This window comes from Dactylosporangium sp. NPDC049525 (genome assembly GCF_040676755.1).
Lineage (GTDB): Bacteria > Actinomycetota > Actinomycetes > Mycobacteriales > Micromonosporaceae > Dactylosporangium.
Map to the genome: position 1 here is coordinate 101,820 of NZ_JBFAPO010000032.1, position 19,196 is coordinate 121,015.

The following is a 19,196-nucleotide window of genomic DNA, read 5'->3' on the forward strand; positions in this document are numbered from 1 at the left end:
TCGCGAAACATTGACACCTCTCCAGGGAGCCTTCAAAGTGACCTCAGTGAGAGCGCTCTCTCACACCCGCGTCACACCGCCGATACCCCAGCGTCACGAAGGAGTCCCTATGGAGTGGTCGGAACCCCGCCCCGGCCATCGACGTTCACCCGGATCATTGACGAGCCGGCGCACCCTGCGTATCGCCACCATCGTGACCGCGTTGGCGGCCATGTTGATTGCGTACATCGTCGTGGTCACGACCCGCGCCAACGCGGCCGAGACCCTGCTGTCGCAGGGCCGGCCGACGACCGCCTCGTCGACGGAGAACGCCGGTACCCCCGCCAGCAGCGCGACCGATGGCAACACAGGCACCCGCTGGTCGAGCACCTTCAGCGTCCCGCAATGGATCCAGGTCGATCTCGGCTCCGCCCAGTCGATCACCCGGGTCACATTGAACTGGGAGGGGGCGTACGCCACCGCCTTCCAGATCCAGACCTCCGCCAACGGCACCACCTGGACGAACATCTACGCCACCACGACCGGCACCGGCGGCCAGCAGAGCCTGCCGGTCACCGGCACCGGTCGCTACGTGCGCGTCAACGCGACCGCGAAAGCCACCCAGTGGGGCGTGTCGCTGTGGGAGTTCCAGGTCTTCGGTGGCACCCCCGACACGCCGGGCGGCTGTGGCACCACCAACGCGGCGCAGGGCAAGCCGGCGACCGCGTCGTCGATCGAGAACGCCGGTACCCCGGCTTCGGCGGCATTCGACGGCAACACCGGCACCCGCTGGTCCAGCGCGGCCGCTGACCCGCAGTGGCTCCAGGTCGACCTGGGCACCGCCGTGTCCGTCTGCGGTGTCTCGCTGAACTGGGAGGCCGCCTACGCGACCGCCTTCCAGATCCAGGTGTCCACCAACGGCACGACCTGGACGAACATCTACAGCACGACCGCCGGCACCGGTGGTGTGCAGACCCCGGCCGTCACCGCCACGACCGGTCGCTACGTGCGCGTGAACGGCACCGCCCGGGCCACCCAGTGGGGCTACTCGCTGTGGGAGTTCCAGGTCTTCACCGGCTCCGGCCCGTCGGGCTCGACCTCGGTGTCGCCCAGCACGTCGCCCAGCACGCCGACGCTCCCGACGTCCGACACCCCTGACCTGGGCCCGAACGTGCGGATCTTCGATCAGTCGACGTCGGCGGCGACCATCCAGGCGGCGGTGGACCAGGCGTTCAACGCGCAGCTGCGCAGCCCGACCGCGCAGTTCGGCACCCAGCGCCATGTGTTCCTCTTCAAGCCCGGCACGTACGGGCGGGTGTGGGCCAACGTCGGCTTCTACACCACGGTCGCCGGTCTCGGCCTGAACCCCGACGACGTGACGATCAACGGCGCGGTCAACGTCGACTCCGGATGGAACTTCGGCGACGAGCTCAACGCGACCCAGAACTTCTGGCGCAGCGTGGAGAACCTGTCGATCGTGCCCGAGGGCGGCACCAACCGGTGGGCCGTCTCCCAGGCCGCCCCGATGCGCCGGGTGCACATCCGCGGCAACCTGACCCTGGCGCCCTCGAACCAGGACAACGGGCAGGGCTACTCCAGCGGCGGCTACCTCGCCGACTCCGTGGTCGACGGCGTCGTGTCCTCCGGCTCCCAGCAGCAGTGGTACACCCGCGACAGCCGGATCCAGCGCTGGGACGGCGGCGTCTGGAACATGGTCTACTCCGGCGTGCAGGGCGCCCCGCCCAACGCGTTCCCGAACCCGCCGCACACCACCCTGGCGACCACCCCCGTCACCCGTGAGAAGCCCTACCTGTACGTCGACAGTGCCGGCCTCTACCGCGTCTTCGTGCCCTCCATCCGGCGCAACTCCGCGGGCGCGACCTGGCCGAACACCGCCGGCACCTCGATCCCGATGCGGGAGTTCTACGTCGCCAAGCCCGGTGACAGCGCCGCCCGGATCAACTCCGCCCTCGCCCAGGGCCTGAACCTGTTCTTCACCCCTGGCACCTACTCCCTCGACCAGACCATCAGAGTCACCCGCCCCAACACCGTGGTCACCGGCATCGGCTTCCCGACCCTGATCCCGAACAACGGGGTCGAGGCCCTGAACATCGCCGACGTCGACGGCGTCAAGATCAGCGGCCTGACCTTCGACGCCGGGACGACGAACAGCCCGACGCTGATGAGCATCGGGCAGGCCGGCGTCCACACCGACCACGCCGCGAACCCGACCAGCCTGCAGGACGTCTTCTTCCGCATCGGCAGCAGCGTCCAGGGCAAGGCCACCACCACCCTCGCCGTGCACAGCGACGACACGATCATCGACCACATCTGGGCCTGGCGGGCCGACCACGGCGGCGCGCCCACCGGCTGGACGGTGAACACCGGCGACACCGGCCTCATCGTGAACGGCGACGACGTCCTCGCCACCGGCCTGTTCGTCGAGCACTACCAGAAGTACGAGGTGATCTGGAACGGCAACCGCGGACGGACGATCTTCTTCCAGAACGAGAAGCCGTACGACGTGCCCAACCAGGCAGCCTGGATCGGCCCCCGGGGCAACGGCTACGCCGCCTACAAGGTCGCCGACACCGTCACCGACCACGAACTGTGGGGCGGCGGCTCGTACTGCTACTTCAGCGCCAACCCCGCCGTGCGGCTGGACCGGTCCTTCGAGGTACCCAACCGCTCCGGCGTCCGGCTGCACAGCGTCATCACCGTCTCCCTCGGCGACGTCGGCACCATCGCCAACGTCGTCAACGACACGGGCGGCGCCGTCCCCAACCCCGCCGGCAACACCACCCCACGCCAGGTGGTGAACTACCCCTAACCCCTGCCCCGTCAACCCCAGCGCAACACCGACGTGAACCCGGCGGCCACCGGTGCAACCCGCACCGGTGGCCGCCGCAACAACCGCATCCGCGCGCTCCGCGGCGCTACCGGGCCGGGCGGTAGGTGAGCACGGCCACGCCGCCGGTCAGCACCGTGGTGTCCACGAGGGTCAGGTCGACCCGCGGCGCCCCGTCCTCGGCCAGGGCCCGCCCCTTGCCCAGCAACACCGGGTGCACGAGGATGCGGTACTCGTCGACCAGGTCGTGTTCACGAAGCGCACCGATCAGGCTGTGGCCGCCGTACACGACGAGATCCCGGCCAGCCCGCCGCTTCAGCTCGGCGACGCCCTGCGCGACATCGCCACCGATCACGTGCGAGTTGGCCCACCGCAGATCCTGCAGTGTGGTGGAGGCGACGTACTTGGGCATGCGGTTGATCGCGTCGATGTACGGCAGTTCACCCGCCCGCGCCGGCCACAGCGCGGCGAAAACCTCGTAGGTGCGGCGGCCCAGCAGCAAGCCGTCACACTGCTCCAGCAGGTCGCCGTGGTACGCCGCGGCGGCGTCGCTGTTGTACGGGATGGTCCATTCCTGCAGGTCGTCCGCTCGCCCGTCCAGCGTCGCGTACGTCGAGACGATCAGCTTGCCCATGATGCGCTCCTCCGGTGTGTTCCGACACCAGGACGTACCGGCCGGCCCGCCGCAGTTCATCGGCAGCGCGCCGATGACTTCCCGCGCGCCGGCCGGTATGTGTATGCGCGGGACCTTGCACGACGACGGAGGACACAGTGACGACAACACACAGCGAGGACTTCACCGTCCGGACCGATCCGTTCCGGCGGGAGCTGCTGGCGCACTGCTACCGGATGCTCGGCTCGGTCCACGACGCCGAGGACCTCGTCCAGGAGACGCTGCTGCGGGCCTGGCGCGCCTACGACCGGTTCGACCCGGGCCGCGCCACCATGCGCACCTGGCTGCACCGCATCGCGACCAACGCCTGCCTGACCGCCCTGGAGCAACGCACCCGCCGTCCGTTGCCCGCCGGCCTCGGCGCGCCCGACAACGACCCCGACCGGCCACTCATCCGTGGCGAAGAAGTACCGTGGCTCCAGCCGATCCCCGACGCCATGGTCGGCGACCCGGCCGACGTGCTCGCCGCGCGGGGCTCACTGCGGCTCGCGTTCGTGGCCGCGCTGCAGTTCCTCCCCGCCCGGCAACGGGCTGTTCTCGTCCTGCGCGACGTGCTGGACTGGCCCGCCGCCGACGTCGCCGCGGCCCTGGACATGACGACCGTCGCGGTGAACAGTGCGCTGCAGCGGGCCCGCGCCCGGCTCGGCGAGGCCGGGCTGACCGAGGACCAGATCGGCGAACCGTCCCAGCCCGAGGCGCGCGCCCAGGTCGACCGCTACGTCACCGCCTTCACGAACGCCGACCTCGCCGCGCTGGAGCGGCTGCTGACCGACGACGCGACGCTGGAGATGCCGCCGTTCCTCAACTGGTTCCAAGGCCGCCAGGCGTACCTGCGCTTCATCGCCCGCGGCTTCACCCTGCGTGGCACCGACTGGCGCATGCTGCCCGCCGCCGCGAACGGCCAGCCGGCGGTGGCCGCCTACACCCGCGCCGTCGACGGCTACGCCCTGCACAGCCTGCAGGTGTTCACGGTCGCCGCCGACGGCATCGCCCACACGACTGTGTTCCAGCACCAGGACACGTTCGACCGGTTCGGCCTGGCTCGCCGGATCCCCGCCTCCACCGGCTGAACCATTCTCAGGATCAGGTGCCGTTTGCCAAGGGCAGGTCCGCTGTACCGACGTCATCGGCCGGCCGTGCCCTGCCATGCGCAGCAATGCCGGCGCATGGCAGGGGTGCGGTGGTCAGGTCCAGTCGGGGAAGCTCTCGCTGTCCGGCAGGTGCCGGATCAGCCGCGGGCCGGTGCCGTCGGTGTTGACGGCCCAGAGGTCATCGAGGAATGTGCCGGTGCGGTTGCTGCCGAACGCGATCCGCCGGCCGTCGGGAGAGAACGTCGGGCCGGTGTCGAAGTACGGTCCGGACGTCACCTGCCGGAGGTGTGTGCCGTCCGGGTCGACCGTCCACACCGACGACGCCGTGGGCACGTCGCGTTCGAAGACGAGCCGGCGGCCGTCCGGTGACCACGCCACCTGGTGGTCGTAGTCGGGCGAGGCCGTCACCTGCCGCACCGCGCCGGTACCCAGGTCCAGCAGGTACACGTCGCCGGCGTCGCCCTGCTGCGACCCACGGGTGAACGCCAACCGGGTCCCGTCCGGCGACCACGCCGGTTCGAAGTCCAGGTCCGGGCCGGACGTGAGCACCCGCAGGTCCCCGCCGTCCGCGGCGCGCATCGTCGCCAGGTGGAACCCGTCCGGGCCGACAAGGGTGAACGCGATCCGGGTGCCGGTGGGGTCCCAGACCGGGTCGCGGGCGTCGACGCCGTGGGTGAGCTGCCGCTGGTCGGTACCGTCGGCGCGCATCGTCCAGACAGCGCCCGGACCGAACGGTGCCGGGGTGCGCCAGAACGCGATCCGCGTCCCGGTGGCGTTCCACGCCGGACCGAACTCGTGCCGGTCCGGTGTCGTCGTCAGCCGGCGCAGGTGCGAGCCGTCCGACCGGATCACGTACAGGTCGTTCTGGGTCAGGTCGCCTGCGGCCGCCTCGGCCTGGAACACGAGCTCGCCGCCACCCACCGACGCGGCCGGGGCGGCCCCGGCGGGTGCCGCGATGGGAAGGATGGTGCCGAGCACGACCACTGCCGGGACCAGTCTGCTGATGCGCATGTCGCCCTCCTCAGGGGATACCAGTGGCACGACGACGCGCCGGCACCGCCGATGGTTGGCCCGCACCAACCGTCGGATCGAGGACACCGCTGTTCCCGTCCCCTGTCCGCCTCCTCGACGACGCGCCACCTGACCCGCTGCAACGGACGTTCCCCTCCGCAAAGCGGTCGGCCGTGTCGCGCCCGACAACGTGGCCGCTGCGGTGTCGTCGCCGTCGGTGGCGGGGAATGCCGTTTGCCCGGCAAATGCTGTTTGCCGGGTTGCGCTCCGGGTAGCGCTTCAGGTCAGGCTTGCTCCCCGAGCCCTCCCGGAGGGAATCATGAGCAACAGCTTCGACCCCGACTACACCGACGACCGCAATCCATCCAGAGTGCGTGACACGCGGTCCGCGGCGAGCGACCGCGATACACGCCGACGTCCCGGTGGCCGTAACGCCCGCCGGCCCGGCGACCGGGGCGGCGCCGACGCGCGGTCGTCGGACCTGGACGATCGCCGTGACATGGATCGAGAGACCGTCGTCGACCATGACACCGACACCCGGTCGTCGGACCTGGACGATCGCCGTGACATGGATCGGGAGACCGTCGTCGCCCGGGAGAGGGAGCGGTACGGAGGTGTCAAGGTCGGCGCGGCCTTCTTCGGCTGGCTCACCGCCGTCGGCATGGCGGTCCTGCTCACCGCGCTGCTCGGCGCCGCCGGAACCGCCATCAGTCTCGCGACCGGCACCGACCTCGGCAATGCCGCCGCCGCCCAGGGATCCGAGACGATCGGTGTCCTCGGCACGCTCGCATTGCTGATCATCACGTTCGTCGCCTACTACTGCGGCGGGTACGTCGCCGCTCGGATGGCCCGGTTCAACGGCGTCAAACAAGGCGTCGCCGTCTGGATCTGGGCCGTGGTCATCGCCGCCGTCGTCGCCGTCCTCGGTCTGGTGGCCGGCGACCGGTACGACGTGCTCGCCAGACTCAACAGCCTGCCCCGGGTGCCGGTCAACGAGGGCACCGTGACGACCGCAGGCATCATCGCCCTGCTCGCCGTCGCCGTCGTCAGCCTTCTCGGCGCCATCCTTGGTGGACTGGCCGGCATGCGGTTCCACCGCAACGTAGACCGAACCGGACTGGGCGGCTGAACACTCCAAGGATCAGGCTGCGGGCGGTTGTGCCGGCGCGGTGGAAACCCGCACCGGCCAACCGTCGAGCGCAGGAGCCGCGCACTGCGGCCACCTCACCGTCAACGGCTGGCAACGCCGACACGGTACAGCTGAGTCACGGCGGCGATGTCCGCGTCGTGCAGGCCGGATGACGCCGCGTCCTCGTAGCGCTGTCGCACCGCTCTGGCCGCCGGCAGCTCAACCGCTGCCGCCCTCGCGACGTCCAGCGCCAGACCCGCGTCCTTGGCGCCGAGCGCGGTCGCCCACCAGCCCTCCTGCGAACCGGTCAGCACATCCTCGAAACGGTTCGCCAACCCTGCCGGCAGCGCCGGGCTGGCACCGAGCAGGTCCCGCAGCTGGTCGTCGCGCAGACCCCCCGAACGTCCGACGGCAAACGACTCGGCCAGGGCGACCACCTCCGACAGCAGCAGCAGATTGGTCGCCAGTTTGGCGGTGATGGCCAGCTGCGCCGTGTCGTACCGCCGGACCGTGTCCGACAGCGACGCGACGACCGGGCCGAGCCGGTCCACGACGCCGGCGTCGCCACCGAGCAGCAGGACCGCCTTCCCCGCCTCGACCGCGGCCGGGCTGCCCACGACGGGCATCGCGACGAACCGGCCGGGAAACGCCGCAACCAGCTCCGCGCTGAGGCCCGGTGACACCGTGGAGCAGTCGACGTACATGGTGCGCCCACCGATCGCTGACCGCAGCTCCCCCAACGCAACGGCCCGGACCGCGTCGTCGTTGGCCAGCATGGTGATCACCACATCGGCGTCGGTGGCGGCGTCGGTGATACTGGACGCTTCCATGGCGCCCGCCGACACGATCACTCCGGCCTTGCCCGGCGTCCGATTCCACACCGCCACGCGGTGGCCGCCGTCCACGAGCCTCCCGGCGATCGCGCGACCCATCCGCCCCAAGCCCACAACAGCAACGTCCATGCTGGCTCCCGCGCGTCGGCCTCCGCTTTCGATGACACGGCGGAGTTCCCCTCCGCCCCGCCCGCAAACGCGGGCCCGCCGTGGACAGTTGCCCGGTCCACAGCCCAGATCACGGCACGCCGGCTTTGGTCCCCGGCGCTCGACCTCGCCCAGGCAGGATGACGGACCTGCGGTGGCCGACGCGCCCCGTCAGCGGCAGCGCGATCTACGAAGGGTCAGGGGGTAGCACGACCGGCTCGACGCGGGCGCCGTCCCCTGACCGGCGGACGACCTCAGCCGGGTGAGGTGGCCCGGTGCTCCGCCGCAGAGCATGAAGGCTGGACAACCGCAGACGTTGAACGGAGGCGGATATGACCAGCTTTCCATGGCATCGCCGGCAGTCACGACAGCACGACGCCGTCGACAGGGCGGCGGCCGAACCCTTCTGGGAGGTGCTCGGGCTCGGCCTGATCACCATCGTATTCGGCATCGCGGTCCTCGCCTGGCCGTCGAACACGCTGGCGCTGCTCGGTGCGCTGGTCGGGGTCTGGCTGCTCGTCGCCGGCGCGATCCGCCTCGTCGGCGCGTTCGGCCACGACCAGACCACCGGTCGGCGGGTGCTCCTCGGCAGCGTCGGCGTCCTGCTGATCGTCGGCGGCATCGCCTGCCTGCGCCACGTGGCTACCGGCGTGGCGATCCTGGCCGCCATCATCGGGCTGGCCTGGCTGATCAGCGGCATCGCCGAACTGGCCGTTGCGCTCCTGACCCGCGGCCGGATCCGCACCTCGCTGCTGGCGATCGGGGCGGTGTCGCTGCTGGTCGGGCTGGCGTTCGTGTTCTGGCCCGGCCTGTCCCTCGGCGCGACGATCCTGCTGACCGGCATCAGCGCGCTGCTCATCGGTGCCGCCGAGGTCGCTTTCGCGTTCCAGCTCCGCGAACACCATCCTGCGGCGGGCCCCGCGCCGAAGGTCTCGGATCAGCGATGACCGACGTCATCAGCACCGTCGACCCGGACCGTACGGCAGATCCGCCGTGGTATGCGAGGCCGGGGACCGAGGTGGTGACAGCGCTCGGCAGCGACGCCGAACGGGGCCTGGACCACGATGCGGCGGCGACCCGGCTCAGCTCCTACGGACCCAACAGCGTCCCGCGTGAGCGACCGCCGTCCGCATGGTCGGTGGCGCTGGGGCAGCTGCGCGACCCGATGAACCTCATGCTCGTCGTCGTGGTCGCGGTGGGCCTGGTGTCCGGCGGGTTCCTGACCGCGGTCGTCGTCGGGCTGCTCGTGGCGCTCAACGTGGTGCTCGGCGCCCGGCAGGAGTTGCGGGCCAGGGCCAGCGTCGACGCGCTCGCCACCACGCAGGTGCCGCAGGCAAGGGTCGTGCGCGACGGCGGGCTGGTCGTCGTGCCCGCCGCCGACCTCGTCCCCGGCGACGTCGTCGAGCTCGAGGCGGGCGACCTGGTCCCGGCCGACGGGCGGGTGCTGCGCTCGGCGACGTTGGAGGCCCAGGAGGCGGCGCTGACCGGTGAGAGCGCACCCGTGGCCAAAGACGCCACCGTTCTCACCGCAGCCTCCGACGGCCGGGATGTGGCACTCGGCGACCGGTCCAACATGCTCTTCCAGAATACGTCCGTCACCCGCGGCACAGCAGCGATGGCGGTCACCGCGACCGGCACGCACACCGAGATGGGCCGCATCGCCACGATGCTCAACACCGTGCAGCGGACCCGCTCACCGCTGCAACGGGAACTGGACTCGCTCACCCGGGTCCTGGGCGTCATCGCGTGGACCGCCGTCGCGTTCATCGTCGTCGTCGGCTGGCTGCGGGGGCTGCCGATCAGCGACGTGGTGCTGCTGGGCACGGCGATGGCGATCTCAGCGATTCCGACCGGCCTGCCGGCGTTCGTGTCGGGACTCCTCGCTTACGGCGCCAAGGACCTCGCCCGGGCGAAGGCCGTCGTCAAGAACCTCACCGACGTCGAGACGCTCGGCGCCACCGGCACCATCAACACCGACAAGACCGGCACGCTGACGATGAACGAGATGATGGTCTCGGTCATCCACGCCGACGGCGCCTGGTTCACCGTCGACGGTGACGGCTACCGCAAGACCGGCGGGATCAGATCCGTCGCCGGCACGCCCACGCCCGACTTCACCGCGCTCGCGCTGGGCCTTGCACTCGACAGCGACGCGACCGTCGCCGACGACGGCGCCGTGATCGGCGACCCCACCGAGGCGGCGCTGGTCGTGCTCGCGGCCAAGCTCGGCGTCAACGCCGAGGAGACCCGGCGGGCGTACCCACGGCTGGCCGAGATCCCGTTCGACTCCAGCTACAAGTTCATGGCGACCTTCCACCGCATCCAGGTCGACAAGACCGACCGGGTCGTCATGCTCGTCAAGGGCGCACCCGACGTGGTGCTCGACCGTTGCGCACACGCCGGCGAGCCGCTGCACGGCGGCCGGGAGCCGATCGGCGCGGCCCGCGCGGGTATCGACGCCGCCAACGACCGGATGGGCGGCGAAGGACTGCGGGTGCTCGCCTTCGCCGCCCGGCTCCTCGACCCCGACGAGGAACCGGCGACAGGGACCGCGACGGGGACCGCGGCAGGGGCGGACCTCATGACGCTGGCGCATCGCCTCGTCTATGTCGGCATGGTCGGCATCATCGACCCGCTCCGTGCCGAGGCCACCGCCGCGGTACGGACCGCGCAGCAGGCCGGCATCGACGTGCGGATGATCACCGGCGACCACGCCGTCACGGCCCGGGCCATCGGCGAGCAGCTGCACCTCGGTCCGGGCACGATCAGCGGCCCGCAGCTGCAGGCCCTGCCCGACGATGAGCTGACCCGCCGGCTGCCGCAGCTGCACGTCTTCGGGCGGGTGTCACCGCAGGACAAGCTCCGCCTGACCCGGTCCCTGCAACGGGAGGGGCTGGTCGTGGCCATGACGGGCGACGCCGTCAACGACGCCGCCGCCCTGAAACAGGCCGACATCGGGGTCGCCATGGGCAGCGGCAGCGCGGTCACGAAACAGGCCGCGCGGATGATCCTCACCGACGACAACTTCGGCACCCTGGTGCACGCCATCGAGATCGGCCGCCGCGTCTACGAAAAGATCGTCGCCTACGTACGTTTCCAGATGACGCAGCTGCTGGCGCTGGTCCTGCTGTTCGTCGCCGCGACGGCCTTCAACCTCAACCACGGTGTGGCACTCACCCCCGCGATGGTGCTCTACCTGCTGTTCTTCGCTACCGCGGTCGGCGTCGTCATCATCGCGGTGGACCCCGGTGATCCCACGGTCATGCGGCGGGCACCGCGGGACCCCGCGGTGCCGATCACCAACCGGGCCGCCGAGCTGACCTGGCTGTCCTACGCCGCGGTGCTGTTCCTGGCCGCGCTCATCCCGCTGGCGTGGGGCCCCGACATGCCCCGGACGGACGCCGCAAGCGCGTCGCTCACCATGACGTTCGTCGTGCTGGGTCTCGGCACCGCGGCGAACGCCGTCGTCAACCGCCGCGACCCGGCGAGCGGACTCGGCCCGCCGATTCTCAAGGCCGCGGCGATCAGCCTCATCACCGTCGGGATGCTCATTCTGGCCACCTGGGTGGGTTTCCTCCAGCGCGCCCTGCTGACCCAGCCGCTCACCGGGGAGCAGTGGCTGGCCTGCCTCGCGCTGGCCCTCGCGCTGCCCGCCGTCGCCGAGACCGCCAAGGCGATCCGCCGCGCCCGCACCGACGCCCGCACGGACGCCCGCCAACCGAAGCCCGGAGGCAGCACGACATGACGAATGACCGGCCCCGGCCGCGGATGAAGGACAGGCAGTACCAGCGTGAACTGCGGGTCCTGCACGGCGAGCTCGTCGCGATGCAGGAGTGGGTCAAGGCCACCGACGCCAAGATCTGCGTCATCTTCGAAGGCCGTGACACCGCCGGAAAGGGCGGCACGATCAAGGCGATCACCGAACGGGTCAGCCCCCGCGTGTTCCGGGTCGTCGCGCTACCCGCCCCCGACGACCGCCAACGCTCGCAGATGTACCTGCAGCGCTACCTGCCGCACCTGCCGGGCGCCGGCGAGGTGGTCATCTTCGACCGCAGTTGGTACAACCGTGCCGGCGTCGAGCCGGTCCTGGGCTTCTGCACGAAGGAGCAGTCCCGGCAGTTCCTGCACACGGTCCCCGAGGTCGAACGCGCGATCGTCGACTCAGGGATCATCCTGCTCAAGTACTGGCTCGAGGTCAGCCCCGCCGAGCAGACCCGCCGCCTGCGCAACCGCATCAACGACCCGCGCAAGACCTGGAAGCTCTCCGAACTGGACCTCAAGTCCTACCGCCGCTGGGACGACTACACCCAGGCCCGCGACGCGATGTTCCACGCCACCGACACCGCCTGGGCGCCATGGCATGTCGCGGACACCGACGACAAGAAGCGCGGCCGCCTGAACGTCATCAGCCACCTGCTCAGCGTCGTGCCGTATGAACCGCTCCCGAAGCACAGGGTGCGCCTGCCGAAACGCACCGACCGGACCCGCGACAGCGAGCGCGACACATCCGCCCAGCACATCCCGACACCGCACTGACCCGTCGTCTCGGCTGTTGCAGCCACCGTCAGCGGCAGGTCTGTCGGCGCGGCCCGCGGATCGCGGCAGATTCGATGGCCGGCGTGGACATGGGAGGATCGCTGCCGTGGCTATGCGTGTCATTGCCGTCTTTCCCGAGATGGACACGACAGCGGTCGAGCGGTTCCGCAGGAGGTGGGATCCCCTCGCCACCGCCGTGCCGGCCCACATCACCGTCGCGTTCCCGTTCGAGTGGGCCGGGCCGGTGTCCGGATTGGCGGCCGCCCTGCAGCCCGTCATCACCGCTTGCACGTCCTTCGCGTTCGGGCTCTCGAACCCGACGGTCTGGGACGACGAGTACCTGTTCCTGTTGCTCGGTGACGGCCGGGAGCAGGTGTCGCAGTTGCACGAGTCGATCTACCGCCAGGTGCTTCGCGGGGCGCGACGGCCGACGCGTTTCGTTCCCCACATGACTGTCGGTCGCCAGGCCGACGAGGTGGCATTACGCGTTGGCGTCAGCGAGGCGGCTGCGATGGATCTGCCGTTGATCGGCAGGGCGCGGTCCTTGACCGTCTACCGCCGGGACGAGGACGGACGGCGAGTTCGGGAATTGGACATTCCCCTCGGCGCAGCGTCGTGAACGGGGGATGTGCGCCTCCGTCAGCGCCGGACGCCGTTACGGCCAGTCCACGCCTGCGGGCACGAAGCCGATGCAGCGCCGGAGGCGATGTGCGCCTCGACGGACCCCGCGCAGCAGCCCGTATCGCCGGATCGACATCGACATGTACTGGGAGCAGGACGGCGTGAAGCGGCAGCTGCGGGGTTGGCGTGGTGAGAGGAAGCGGCGGTAGGCGGCGATCGATCCGACCGCGGCCCAGGCGAGTGGGTTGAGGAACCATCCGCGGGCACGGCGAGGAGGCGGCAGCGGCGTCGGCACGGCTGCGCTCCTGGCGTCCAGCGCACCGAGGCGTACGAGGAGCCCGACCGTGACGGTCGTGATCGACGCCCGCCGCGCGGTCGGAGCGGCACTCATGCGGTGCCGAGCCGGCGGGCGATGGCGCGGGCCTCCTCGTCCAGCGCGTCGGCCTTCTCCTGCTGGCCGTCGATCCGCAGCATCTCACCGATCGGCCAATGCACCCACGACACGAACGTCGGCCCGGACGTGGCCAGACCCCCGTCCGCGATGAGCCTGCGAACCAGATCCAACGCCTCATCGAACGCGACGAACACATCGGCCCGCCGCTCGGGTACACCCCACAACGCGACACCCACATCCAACAAAGCACCCGCAATCGAAGCCGGTTGACCAAGCCGACGCGCAATGGCGAGCGCCTCCTCAGCCAGGACACCGGCCTTCTCATGCTGACCGTCGATCCGCAACATCTCACCGATCGGCCAATGCATCCACGACACGAACGTCGGCCCGGACGCGGCCAAGCCACCATCCACAATGAGCCTGCGAACCAGATCCAACGCCTCATCGAACGCGACGAACACATCGGCCCGCCGCTCGGGTACACCCCACAACGCGACACCCACATCCAACAAAGCACCCGCAATCGAAGCCGGTTGACCAAGCCGACGCGCAATGGCGAGCGCCTCCTCAGCCAACACACCGGCCTTCTCATGCTGACCGTCGATCCGCAACATCTCACCGATCGGCCAATGCACCCACGACACAAACGTCGGCCCCGACACCGCGAGACCATCATCCGCAATGAGCCCACGAACCAGATCCAACGCCTCATCGAAGGCGATAAACACATCGGCCCGCCGCTCTGGTACACCCCAAAGAGCGACACCGACATCAAGCAGGGCGCCCGCAGTCGAAGCCGGTTGGCCGAGCCGGCGGGCAATGGTGAGCGCCTCCTCCGCCAGGGCACCGGCTTTCGCGTGCTGGCCGTCGATCCGCAGCATCTCGCCGATCGGCCAGTGCACCCACGACACGAACGTCGGCCCGGACGTGGCCAGGCCGCCTTCCGCGATGACTCCGCGCACCAGGTCGAGTGCCTCGTCGAACGCGACGAACGCCTCCGGTCGCTGCTCGGGAACGCTCCACGACGCGACGCCCTGGTCCAGTAGGCGGCTGGCCTCCCGGAGCCGGTCGGCGGCCGGGGTGCCGGCGACGGCGGCGGTGACAGCGGTCTGGGTGGCGAGCACGGCCTCCTGGAACGACGCGCCGGCGGTGAGTTCGTCGCGGATGAACGACAGGCCGTGCTGGGCGATCTGGGACAGCCAGGTGAGGGCCGGCGCGCCGTCGCCGCGCTGCACCGCCTGGGCGATCTCCCGGACGGGACCGGCCAGGCTCGCCGAGATGGCTTCGAGGTCGGCGTCCTCGGTGAAGGTCTCGTTCAGCAGCCGGGCGATCCGGGCCTTGAGCTCGGGAGCGTCCTGCTGCCGGCGGATGGCCTCGAGCGCCACCGGGCCGAGGAGGTCGGCGAGCTGCGTCACCGTCCGGCCGTCCTCGGTCGTGATGAGGTGGGTGTCCCGCAGGCGGCGGATGGTGCCCACCGTGCTGGCGGCGTGCTCGCCACCCGAGCTCGACATGACGGAGTTGACCGCGCAGAGCGGCGCGATGTACAGGTTGACGTCGCCGTTGGCCATGACGACCCCGGCGAGCACGACGATGCCTTCGGGGAAGGACTGCCGCAGCAGGTTCCGGCTGAACTGGCGGTTGAGCTGCTCGGACAGGCCGTCTCGGATGTCGCGGTCGCCGATGCTGTAAGGACTTGAGACGCCGTCGACCGAGTAGCTGACGAGCCGCACGGCCACCTCGGTCGGCTCCGCGAAGAGGCGCACTTCGATGCGCAGGTCCGCCGAGGCGTCGCCGAAAACGCCCGCGCAGCCCTTCAGGTCGAAGTCCATGTGCACGTTGAAGATGTGGGAGCGCAGCAGCGACCGGCCGGGGGCGTTGAAGGACGCGCCGGTGCAGCCGCCGGGACCGGTCTTCGCGAAGGTCACCCGCGTCGTGATGTGCTCGACGTTGTCGGCGAGGCGAGGGCTGGCCACGAGCGCGTCGGCGGTGAAGCCGTCAATCGTCGCCTGGGCTCCGCGAGCGATCCCGGCGCCGTCAGGTGCGAAGCCCGCGGCGCGCTCGACCATCGAGGCCGCGACCGGGCTGAGCTCGGTGACGGCCGCGTCGAGGTTCGGGTCGAGGAACAGGACGCCGTTCTCGAAGACGGCGTACGTGCCGCGGGGCGGCGGTGGCGGGGTGCCCGGACGGTGCGGTTCGTCGGGCACGCGCAGGACGTCGCTGGTGGGGGCACCCAACGGGCCGTCGAACTGACCGGTGTTGTCCCAGTAGTCGTACAGCGGGCCATAAAGCACCCGCGCGCACGAATTGGGCGACGAAATGATGATGCCGCGGGGAAAGTACTGCCAATGGATGTAGCCGACGCCGACGAGCCACCGGTACATGACCCGCGTGTCCGGAAAGCGGCCGAGCTTCTCCGTGAGATCACTGCCGAGGATCTGTGCGTGGCGGACCTCGACCGGGTTGTTGTCGTTCTCGTCCGCAGCCTGACCCCGAATTCGCGCCATGGCATTCCCTCCACCTGGCATCGATCATGGACGCACGTCATCAATCGCTCACCGGAACCGGGTCCGCGAGATTCCTCAAGCAAATATTGACGGACCGCGACACCGTTGCGGTCCACGAGCGTCCGGCCGTCCGAGTCGGATTCCTGACCCGTATTGAGTATTTGCCGGCCCTTGCATGCCGTCTCTCTCCGGTGACGAGCCGACCGGCTCGCCACCGCACTGCCAAGGAGGAGACATGACCGATTCGTTGGCCCCGGCGCTGGTCGACGCGACGATCCAGAGCGGGGTGCTGGTCGCCGCCGACGGGACCGTCCTGGACACCACCGGCCAGGGCATCGGCCGCCAGGTGAACACCGCGCCGGAGGGTGCGAAGTTCAAGGTCCGCGTTGCCGGCAAGAAGGTCACTGAGATCCTGAGCAACGAGTCCGGCGAGACGCACCGCCGCGAGGAGAAGCAGAAGCAGGACGGCAAGGAGGCATTCGCCGAGCTGCTGACCTCACGCAGGGTGGAGGCGGTGATCCTGTCCAGCACGACGGAGCACACCCTGCCCACCGGCAAGGGCCGCCGCCAGCACCTGGTCGACGTGATCGGTGACGACAACTTCAAGGTCGTGGGCGTCACCTCGACCGACTTCCAGCTGCGGATCCCCGTGAGCGGTGACAAGGACTGGCTCGTCACCGGGTCCTACGCGACGACCAGCGCCAAGGTGACGCTGTCGATCAACCACTACGGCCGGGGCTCCGCCTGGTGACCGACCCCGCACCATGAACGGGTGCCGCCCGCGCGGCGGGCGGCACCCGCCTCAAGCGGCCAGGCGCTGGTCATCCGGTGCGGTGCGGTAGGTGGCGAGGGTGTCGGCGAGGGCCTGCTCGACGGGGGTGGCGTGGACGCCGAGCTTGGCGGCGATCTTGCTGCTGTCGACGATGAACGGCTCGTCGAACTGGTACTGCATCTCCAGCAGCTCCCGCAGGGTGCGGTTGGTGAGCGCGGCGAGGCGGACCAGCGCCGGACGCATCTGGCGCAGCCGGGTGCGGGGCCGGCCGGCCTGCCGGTAGGCGATGTCGACGAGCTGGCGGGTGGTGCGGGTGTCGGGGTCGTTGGGCAGGTGCCACACCTGCCCGACGGCGTCGGGGTGTTCGCCGAGGACGGCGAGGCCCTCGCCGATGTCGGGGATGTAGGTGTAGCTGTGCGGCTGGTCAGGGTTACCCAGCACGGTCGCGGCCGAGCCGGCGACTGCGGCGGGGAAGAGGCGGTCGCCGAGGTTGGACTGCGCGCCGCCGCGCGGGCCGAAGTAGTCCGAGGCGCGGCCGATGGCGACCTCGACCCGGCCGGACTCGTGGGCGGCGAGCAGGTCGCGGGCCATCCGGGCGCGCAGCTGGCCCTTGCGGGTGTGGGCCGCGTAGGCGCGGGTTTCGGTGAGGGGTTGCCCGGCAGGCCGTCCGTACATGTAGACGTTCTCCATGCTGACCATCCGGGCGCCGTTGGCCTCGGCCGCGGCGAGCACACCGGCCTGCAGGGCGGGGAACTCCTCGAGCCAGCGGGTGTAGGGCGGGTTGAGGGTCTGGTAGACGATGTTGGCGCCCCGGGTGACGGCGGTGGTGAACTGTGGATCGCTGGCGTCACCGCCGATCACCTCGACGTCGTCGGGGACCGGGGCGGCGCCGGAGCGGTTGATCAGCCGGGCCGTCTCGCCGCGACGGCGCAGCGCGTCGAGCGTGGCCAGTCCGATGGCGCCGGTACCGAAGATCACGTGGCGTGGGGTGGGGTTCATGCGGTGCCTCCCGGAATGTGGGCGAGGGGTTCGCGAGCGGGCATGAGCCGGTGCAGGAGCAGGCCGGACAGCGCGGAGACGGTGATCGCTCCGGCGGCGCCGAAGACGGTGTACTGCCGCTCGACGTCGACGCCGACCAGGGTGGTGAGCGTCCAGCCCAGCGCCCACAGCACGGGGATCGCCGCGGCCCAGGCGGCGCGGTGCCGCGCCGGGGCGGGCAGGGCGAGGGCCTGGGCGGGCCCGAGGACCAGGCCGGTGAGGGCGCCCATCACCGCGAGGTCGGCCAGGGTGGTGCCGAAGCCGACAGTCAGGGCGCCGAGGAGCAGCCCGAGGCCCATGCCGGCCGCGGTGGCCGGGATCCAGCGGCGCGGGTCGAGGCGGCGGCCGCCGGCCAGGCTCTGCCCGGCACCGATGACCACGCCCGTGATCACGCCCCCGGCCAGCGCGGCCGGCACACTGTCGACGCGGCCGGCGACGGCGCCTCCGGCGATGCCGGCGAGCGGGAAGGACACGAACCCGGCGGTCCAGATCAGCCACGGCCGCAGGAACACGGACCGGGTCAGCAGCGATGCGGTCATGGTGATCAGCTCCTGACGCCGGTCAGCGCCGAACCGGCCGGGGCGGACCGGTCCTGGCGGGGGCGGCGGACGAGCAGGACGGCGAACGCCACCAGCCAGACGCTCCACAGGACGTAGCCGGCGAAGTTGGCCAGGTCGATCGCGGGCAGGTCCAGCGGCGACAGCACGCCGGCGAGGATGAGGATCGCCGAGACGGTCCCGAGGACGCTGAACCAGCGCCCGGCGATCGTCCGCCCGAGTGCCACCAGGACCAGGAGCGTCCACGCGGCGGTGAGGAGGTACCCGAACGTCTCCCCGACGATGTTGCCGAGGATCAGGTGTGCCGTGGCGAACGAGTCACGCCCGGCCGCGGCGACCGCGGGGTCGGTGCTGGCCGCATCGGCGGCGTAGCCCGGCACCAGCAGCGGCCATCGGGACAGGCCGACCACCTGGACGACGGCGGCGGCGATACCGACCGGCACCGCGACCCGCATCGCCAGGTGGGCGGACAGCCGGCCGACGCCGACGGCGATCGGGGCGAACAGCGCGGCCGAGACGGCCAGCACCGCGAACCAGGCCATGACCGTGGCCTGCGCGGCGCGGAACGCGGTGAGCACGTCGCCGACCGGTTCCTTGAGGACATCGGGGTAGTTGAAGACGGTGCCGAGGGCGGTGAACGCCACGTTGGTCAGGACGGCGGCGGCGACGAGCAGTGCCGCGGTCAGCTTGCGGTTCATCACTTCTCCTTGGGGTCGTGCGGGGCGAAGGCCGGGGGTGTTGCGGCAGGTGCGGCGGCGATCCAGGCGACGAGGAAGTTGTCGGGATGATCGACGAGGTGGTCGCGGGCGAGGGCGTCCACGCGGTCGTGGTCGCCGTCGAGGTGGGCGGCGGCGATGGCGACGAGCTGACGGTCGCGGGTGCTCTGCGCCAGCAGCGTCGCCCGCGGCAGCAGATCGGTGGCGGTGGGGTCGATCAGCGCGGCGGCGACCAGGAGGATCGGCTCCTGGCTGGTCCGGGCCTGCGCGACGATGCTGGCGGTCGCCGTTGCGTCGCCGCCGATGAGCCGGCGGATCAGCGTGTCGGTGTCGGCGTGTGTCATGCC

At 70.8% G+C, this 19,196-nt stretch carries 17 protein-coding genes; 8 read left to right on the plus strand and 9 right to left on the minus strand.

Annotation, left to right across the window (positions count from 1 at the left end):
- The first annotated feature begins 193 nt into the window (after nt 1–193).
- Nucleotides 194–2,809, plus strand: coding sequence for a discoidin domain-containing protein (locus tag AB0K00_RS35520; RefSeq protein WP_363529767.1), 2,616 nt, complete (start codon nt 194–196; stop codon nt 2,807–2,809).
- A gap of 106 nt (nt 2,810–2,915) precedes the next feature.
- Here the strand turns inward: AB0K00_RS35520 and AB0K00_RS35525 are convergent, their stop codons facing one another.
- A complete protein-coding gene (locus AB0K00_RS35525; RefSeq protein WP_363529769.1) occupies nt 2,916–3,461 on the minus strand; it encodes a dihydrofolate reductase family protein in 546 nt (181 codons plus the stop codon).
- 137 nt (nt 3,462–3,598) lie between these two features.
- On the opposite strand from AB0K00_RS35525, the gene AB0K00_RS35530 reads away from it, so the two are divergent.
- Nucleotides 3,599–4,570 carry a sigma-70 family RNA polymerase sigma factor gene (locus tag AB0K00_RS35530; RefSeq protein ID WP_363529772.1) on the plus strand — a complete coding sequence of 324 codons (972 nt, stop codon included), beginning with the start codon at nt 3,599–3,601 and terminating at the stop codon, nt 4,568–4,570.
- A 114-nt stretch (nt 4,571–4,684) separates the two neighbouring features.
- Here the strand turns inward: AB0K00_RS35530 and AB0K00_RS35535 are convergent, their stop codons facing one another.
- On the minus strand, nt 4,685–5,602 hold the full coding sequence (locus AB0K00_RS35535) for a hypothetical protein (RefSeq protein ID WP_363529775.1): 918 nt from the start codon (nt 5,600–5,602) through the stop codon (nt 4,685–4,687).
- Between the two features lie 499 nt (nt 5,603–6,101).
- Between AB0K00_RS35535 and AB0K00_RS35540 the strand changes: the two genes are divergently transcribed.
- Nucleotides 6,102–6,731: a hypothetical protein gene (locus AB0K00_RS35540; protein ID WP_363529778.1), complete on the plus strand. Its 630-nt coding sequence runs from the start codon at nt 6,102–6,104 to the stop codon at nt 6,729–6,731.
- Nucleotides 6,732–6,832: 101 nt separating this feature from the next.
- Here AB0K00_RS35540 and AB0K00_RS35545 read toward each other — a convergent pair whose 3' ends face one another.
- Nucleotides 6,833–7,693 carry an NAD(P)-dependent oxidoreductase gene (locus AB0K00_RS35545; RefSeq protein ID WP_363529781.1) on the minus strand — a complete coding sequence of 287 codons (861 nt, stop codon included), beginning with the start codon at nt 7,691–7,693 and terminating at the stop codon, nt 6,833–6,835.
- 350 nt (nt 7,694–8,043) lie between these two features.
- On the opposite strand from AB0K00_RS35545, the gene AB0K00_RS35550 reads away from it, so the two are divergent.
- From AB0K00_RS35550 to AB0K00_RS35565, 4 genes are all read left to right on the plus strand, one after another.
- Complete coding sequence (locus AB0K00_RS35550) at nt 8,044–8,658, plus strand: DUF308 domain-containing protein (protein WP_363529784.1); 615 nt, start codon at nt 8,044–8,046, stop codon at nt 8,656–8,658.
- Entirely contained in the window at nt 8,655–11,456 is a 2,802-nt protein-coding gene (locus tag AB0K00_RS35555) for a cation-transporting P-type ATPase (RefSeq protein ID WP_363529787.1), read from the plus strand. Before AB0K00_RS35550 ends, AB0K00_RS35555 begins: the two co-directional genes overlap by 4 nt.
- Nucleotides 11,453–12,247 (plus strand): polyphosphate kinase 2, encoded by a 795-nt coding sequence (gene ppk2, locus AB0K00_RS35560; protein ID WP_363529790.1) that lies wholly within the window; start codon nt 11,453–11,455, stop codon nt 12,245–12,247. The genes AB0K00_RS35555 and ppk2 overlap by 4 nt, the downstream gene beginning before the upstream one ends.
- A 112-nt stretch (nt 12,248–12,359) precedes the next feature.
- Nucleotides 12,360–12,866: a 2'-5' RNA ligase family protein gene (locus AB0K00_RS35565; protein WP_363529837.1), complete on the plus strand. Its 507-nt coding sequence runs from the start codon at nt 12,360–12,362 to the stop codon at nt 12,864–12,866.
- Nucleotides 12,867–12,902: 36 nt separating this feature from the next.
- Here the strand turns inward: AB0K00_RS35565 and yidD are convergent, their stop codons facing one another.
- Both yidD and AB0K00_RS35575 read right to left on the minus strand, forming a co-directional pair.
- On the minus strand, nt 12,903–13,259 hold the full coding sequence (yidD, locus tag AB0K00_RS35570) for a membrane protein insertion efficiency factor YidD (RefSeq protein WP_363529792.1): 357 nt from the start codon (nt 13,257–13,259) through the stop codon (nt 12,903–12,905).
- Nucleotides 13,256–15,766: a hypothetical protein gene (locus tag AB0K00_RS35575; protein WP_363529795.1), complete on the minus strand. Its 2,511-nt coding sequence runs from the start codon at nt 15,764–15,766 to the stop codon at nt 13,256–13,258. Before AB0K00_RS35575 ends, yidD begins: the two co-directional genes overlap by 4 nt.
- Nucleotides 15,767–16,001: 235 nt before the next feature.
- Between AB0K00_RS35575 and AB0K00_RS35580 the strand changes: the two genes are divergently transcribed.
- The gene (locus AB0K00_RS35580) at nt 16,002–16,517 is read left to right on the plus strand and encodes a hypothetical protein (RefSeq protein WP_363529798.1); all 516 of its coding nucleotides are present in this window, start codon (nt 16,002–16,004) and stop codon (nt 16,515–16,517) included.
- 51 nt (nt 16,518–16,568) lie between these two features.
- On the opposite strand, the gene AB0K00_RS35585 is transcribed toward AB0K00_RS35580, so the two are convergent.
- From AB0K00_RS35585 to AB0K00_RS35600, 4 genes are read right to left on the minus strand one after another with little or no spacing between them, the layout of a single operon-like run.
- Complete coding sequence (locus tag AB0K00_RS35585; protein WP_363529801.1) at nt 16,569–17,537, minus strand: NAD-dependent epimerase/dehydratase family protein; 969 nt, start codon at nt 17,535–17,537, stop codon at nt 16,569–16,571.
- The gene (locus tag AB0K00_RS35590) at nt 17,534–18,115 is read right to left on the minus strand and encodes a hypothetical protein (RefSeq protein ID WP_363529804.1); all 582 of its coding nucleotides are present in this window, start codon (nt 18,113–18,115) and stop codon (nt 17,534–17,536) included. Before AB0K00_RS35590 ends, AB0K00_RS35585 begins: the two co-directional genes overlap by 4 nt.
- Before the next feature lie 5 nt (nt 18,116–18,120).
- Nucleotides 18,121–18,831: a DUF4386 family protein gene (locus AB0K00_RS35595; protein ID WP_363529807.1), complete on the minus strand. Its 711-nt coding sequence runs from the start codon at nt 18,829–18,831 to the stop codon at nt 18,121–18,123.
- Nucleotides 18,831–19,193: a hypothetical protein gene (locus AB0K00_RS35600; protein ID WP_363529809.1), complete on the minus strand. Its 363-nt coding sequence runs from the start codon at nt 19,191–19,193 to the stop codon at nt 18,831–18,833. Before AB0K00_RS35600 ends, AB0K00_RS35595 begins: the two co-directional genes overlap by 1 nt.
- Nucleotides 19,194–19,196: the final 3 nt, after the last annotated feature.

Bases quoted from the DNA above. Each gene is read 5' to 3' on its own strand.
- AB0K00_RS35525 (WP_363529769.1), bottom strand. From the start codon at position 3,461: ATGGGCAAGCTGATCGTCTCGACGTACGCGACGCTGGACGGGCGAGCG.
- AB0K00_RS35535 (WP_363529775.1), bottom strand. From the start codon at position 5,602: ATGCGCATCAGCAGACTGGTCCCGGCAGTGGTCGTGCTCGGCACCATC.
- AB0K00_RS35540 (WP_363529778.1), top strand. From the start codon at position 6,102: ATGGATCGAGAGACCGTCGTCGACCATGACACCGACACCCGGTCGTCG.
- AB0K00_RS35545 (WP_363529781.1), bottom strand. From the start codon at position 7,693: ATGGACGTTGCTGTTGTGGGCTTGGGGCGGATGGGTCGCGCGATCGCC.
- AB0K00_RS35550 (WP_363529784.1), top strand. From the start codon at position 8,044: ATGACCAGCTTTCCATGGCATCGCCGGCAGTCACGACAGCACGACGCC.
- AB0K00_RS35555 (WP_363529787.1), top strand. From the start codon at position 8,655: ATGACCGACGTCATCAGCACCGTCGACCCGGACCGTACGGCAGATCCG.
- ppk2 (WP_363529790.1), top strand. From the start codon at position 11,453: ATGACGAATGACCGGCCCCGGCCGCGGATGAAGGACAGGCAGTACCAG.
- AB0K00_RS35565 (WP_363529837.1), top strand. From the start codon at position 12,360: ATGCGTGTCATTGCCGTCTTTCCCGAGATGGACACGACAGCGGTCGAG.
- yidD (WP_363529792.1), bottom strand. From the start codon at position 13,259: ATGAGTGCCGCTCCGACCGCGCGGCGGGCGTCGATCACGACCGTCACG.
- AB0K00_RS35575 (WP_363529795.1), bottom strand. From the start codon at position 15,766: ATGGCGCGAATTCGGGGTCAGGCTGCGGACGAGAACGACAACAACCCG.
- AB0K00_RS35580 (WP_363529798.1), top strand. From the start codon at position 16,002: ATGACCGATTCGTTGGCCCCGGCGCTGGTCGACGCGACGATCCAGAGC.
- AB0K00_RS35585 (WP_363529801.1), bottom strand. From the start codon at position 17,537: ATGAACCCCACCCCACGCCACGTGATCTTCGGTACCGGCGCCATCGGA.
- AB0K00_RS35590 (WP_363529804.1), bottom strand. From the start codon at position 18,115: ATGACCGCATCGCTGCTGACCCGGTCCGTGTTCCTGCGGCCGTGGCTG.
- AB0K00_RS35595 (WP_363529807.1), bottom strand. From the start codon at position 18,831: ATGAACCGCAAGCTGACCGCGGCACTGCTCGTCGCCGCCGCCGTCCTG.
- AB0K00_RS35600 (WP_363529809.1), bottom strand. From the start codon at position 19,193: ATGACACACGCCGACACCGACACGCTGATCCGCCGGCTCATCGGCGGC.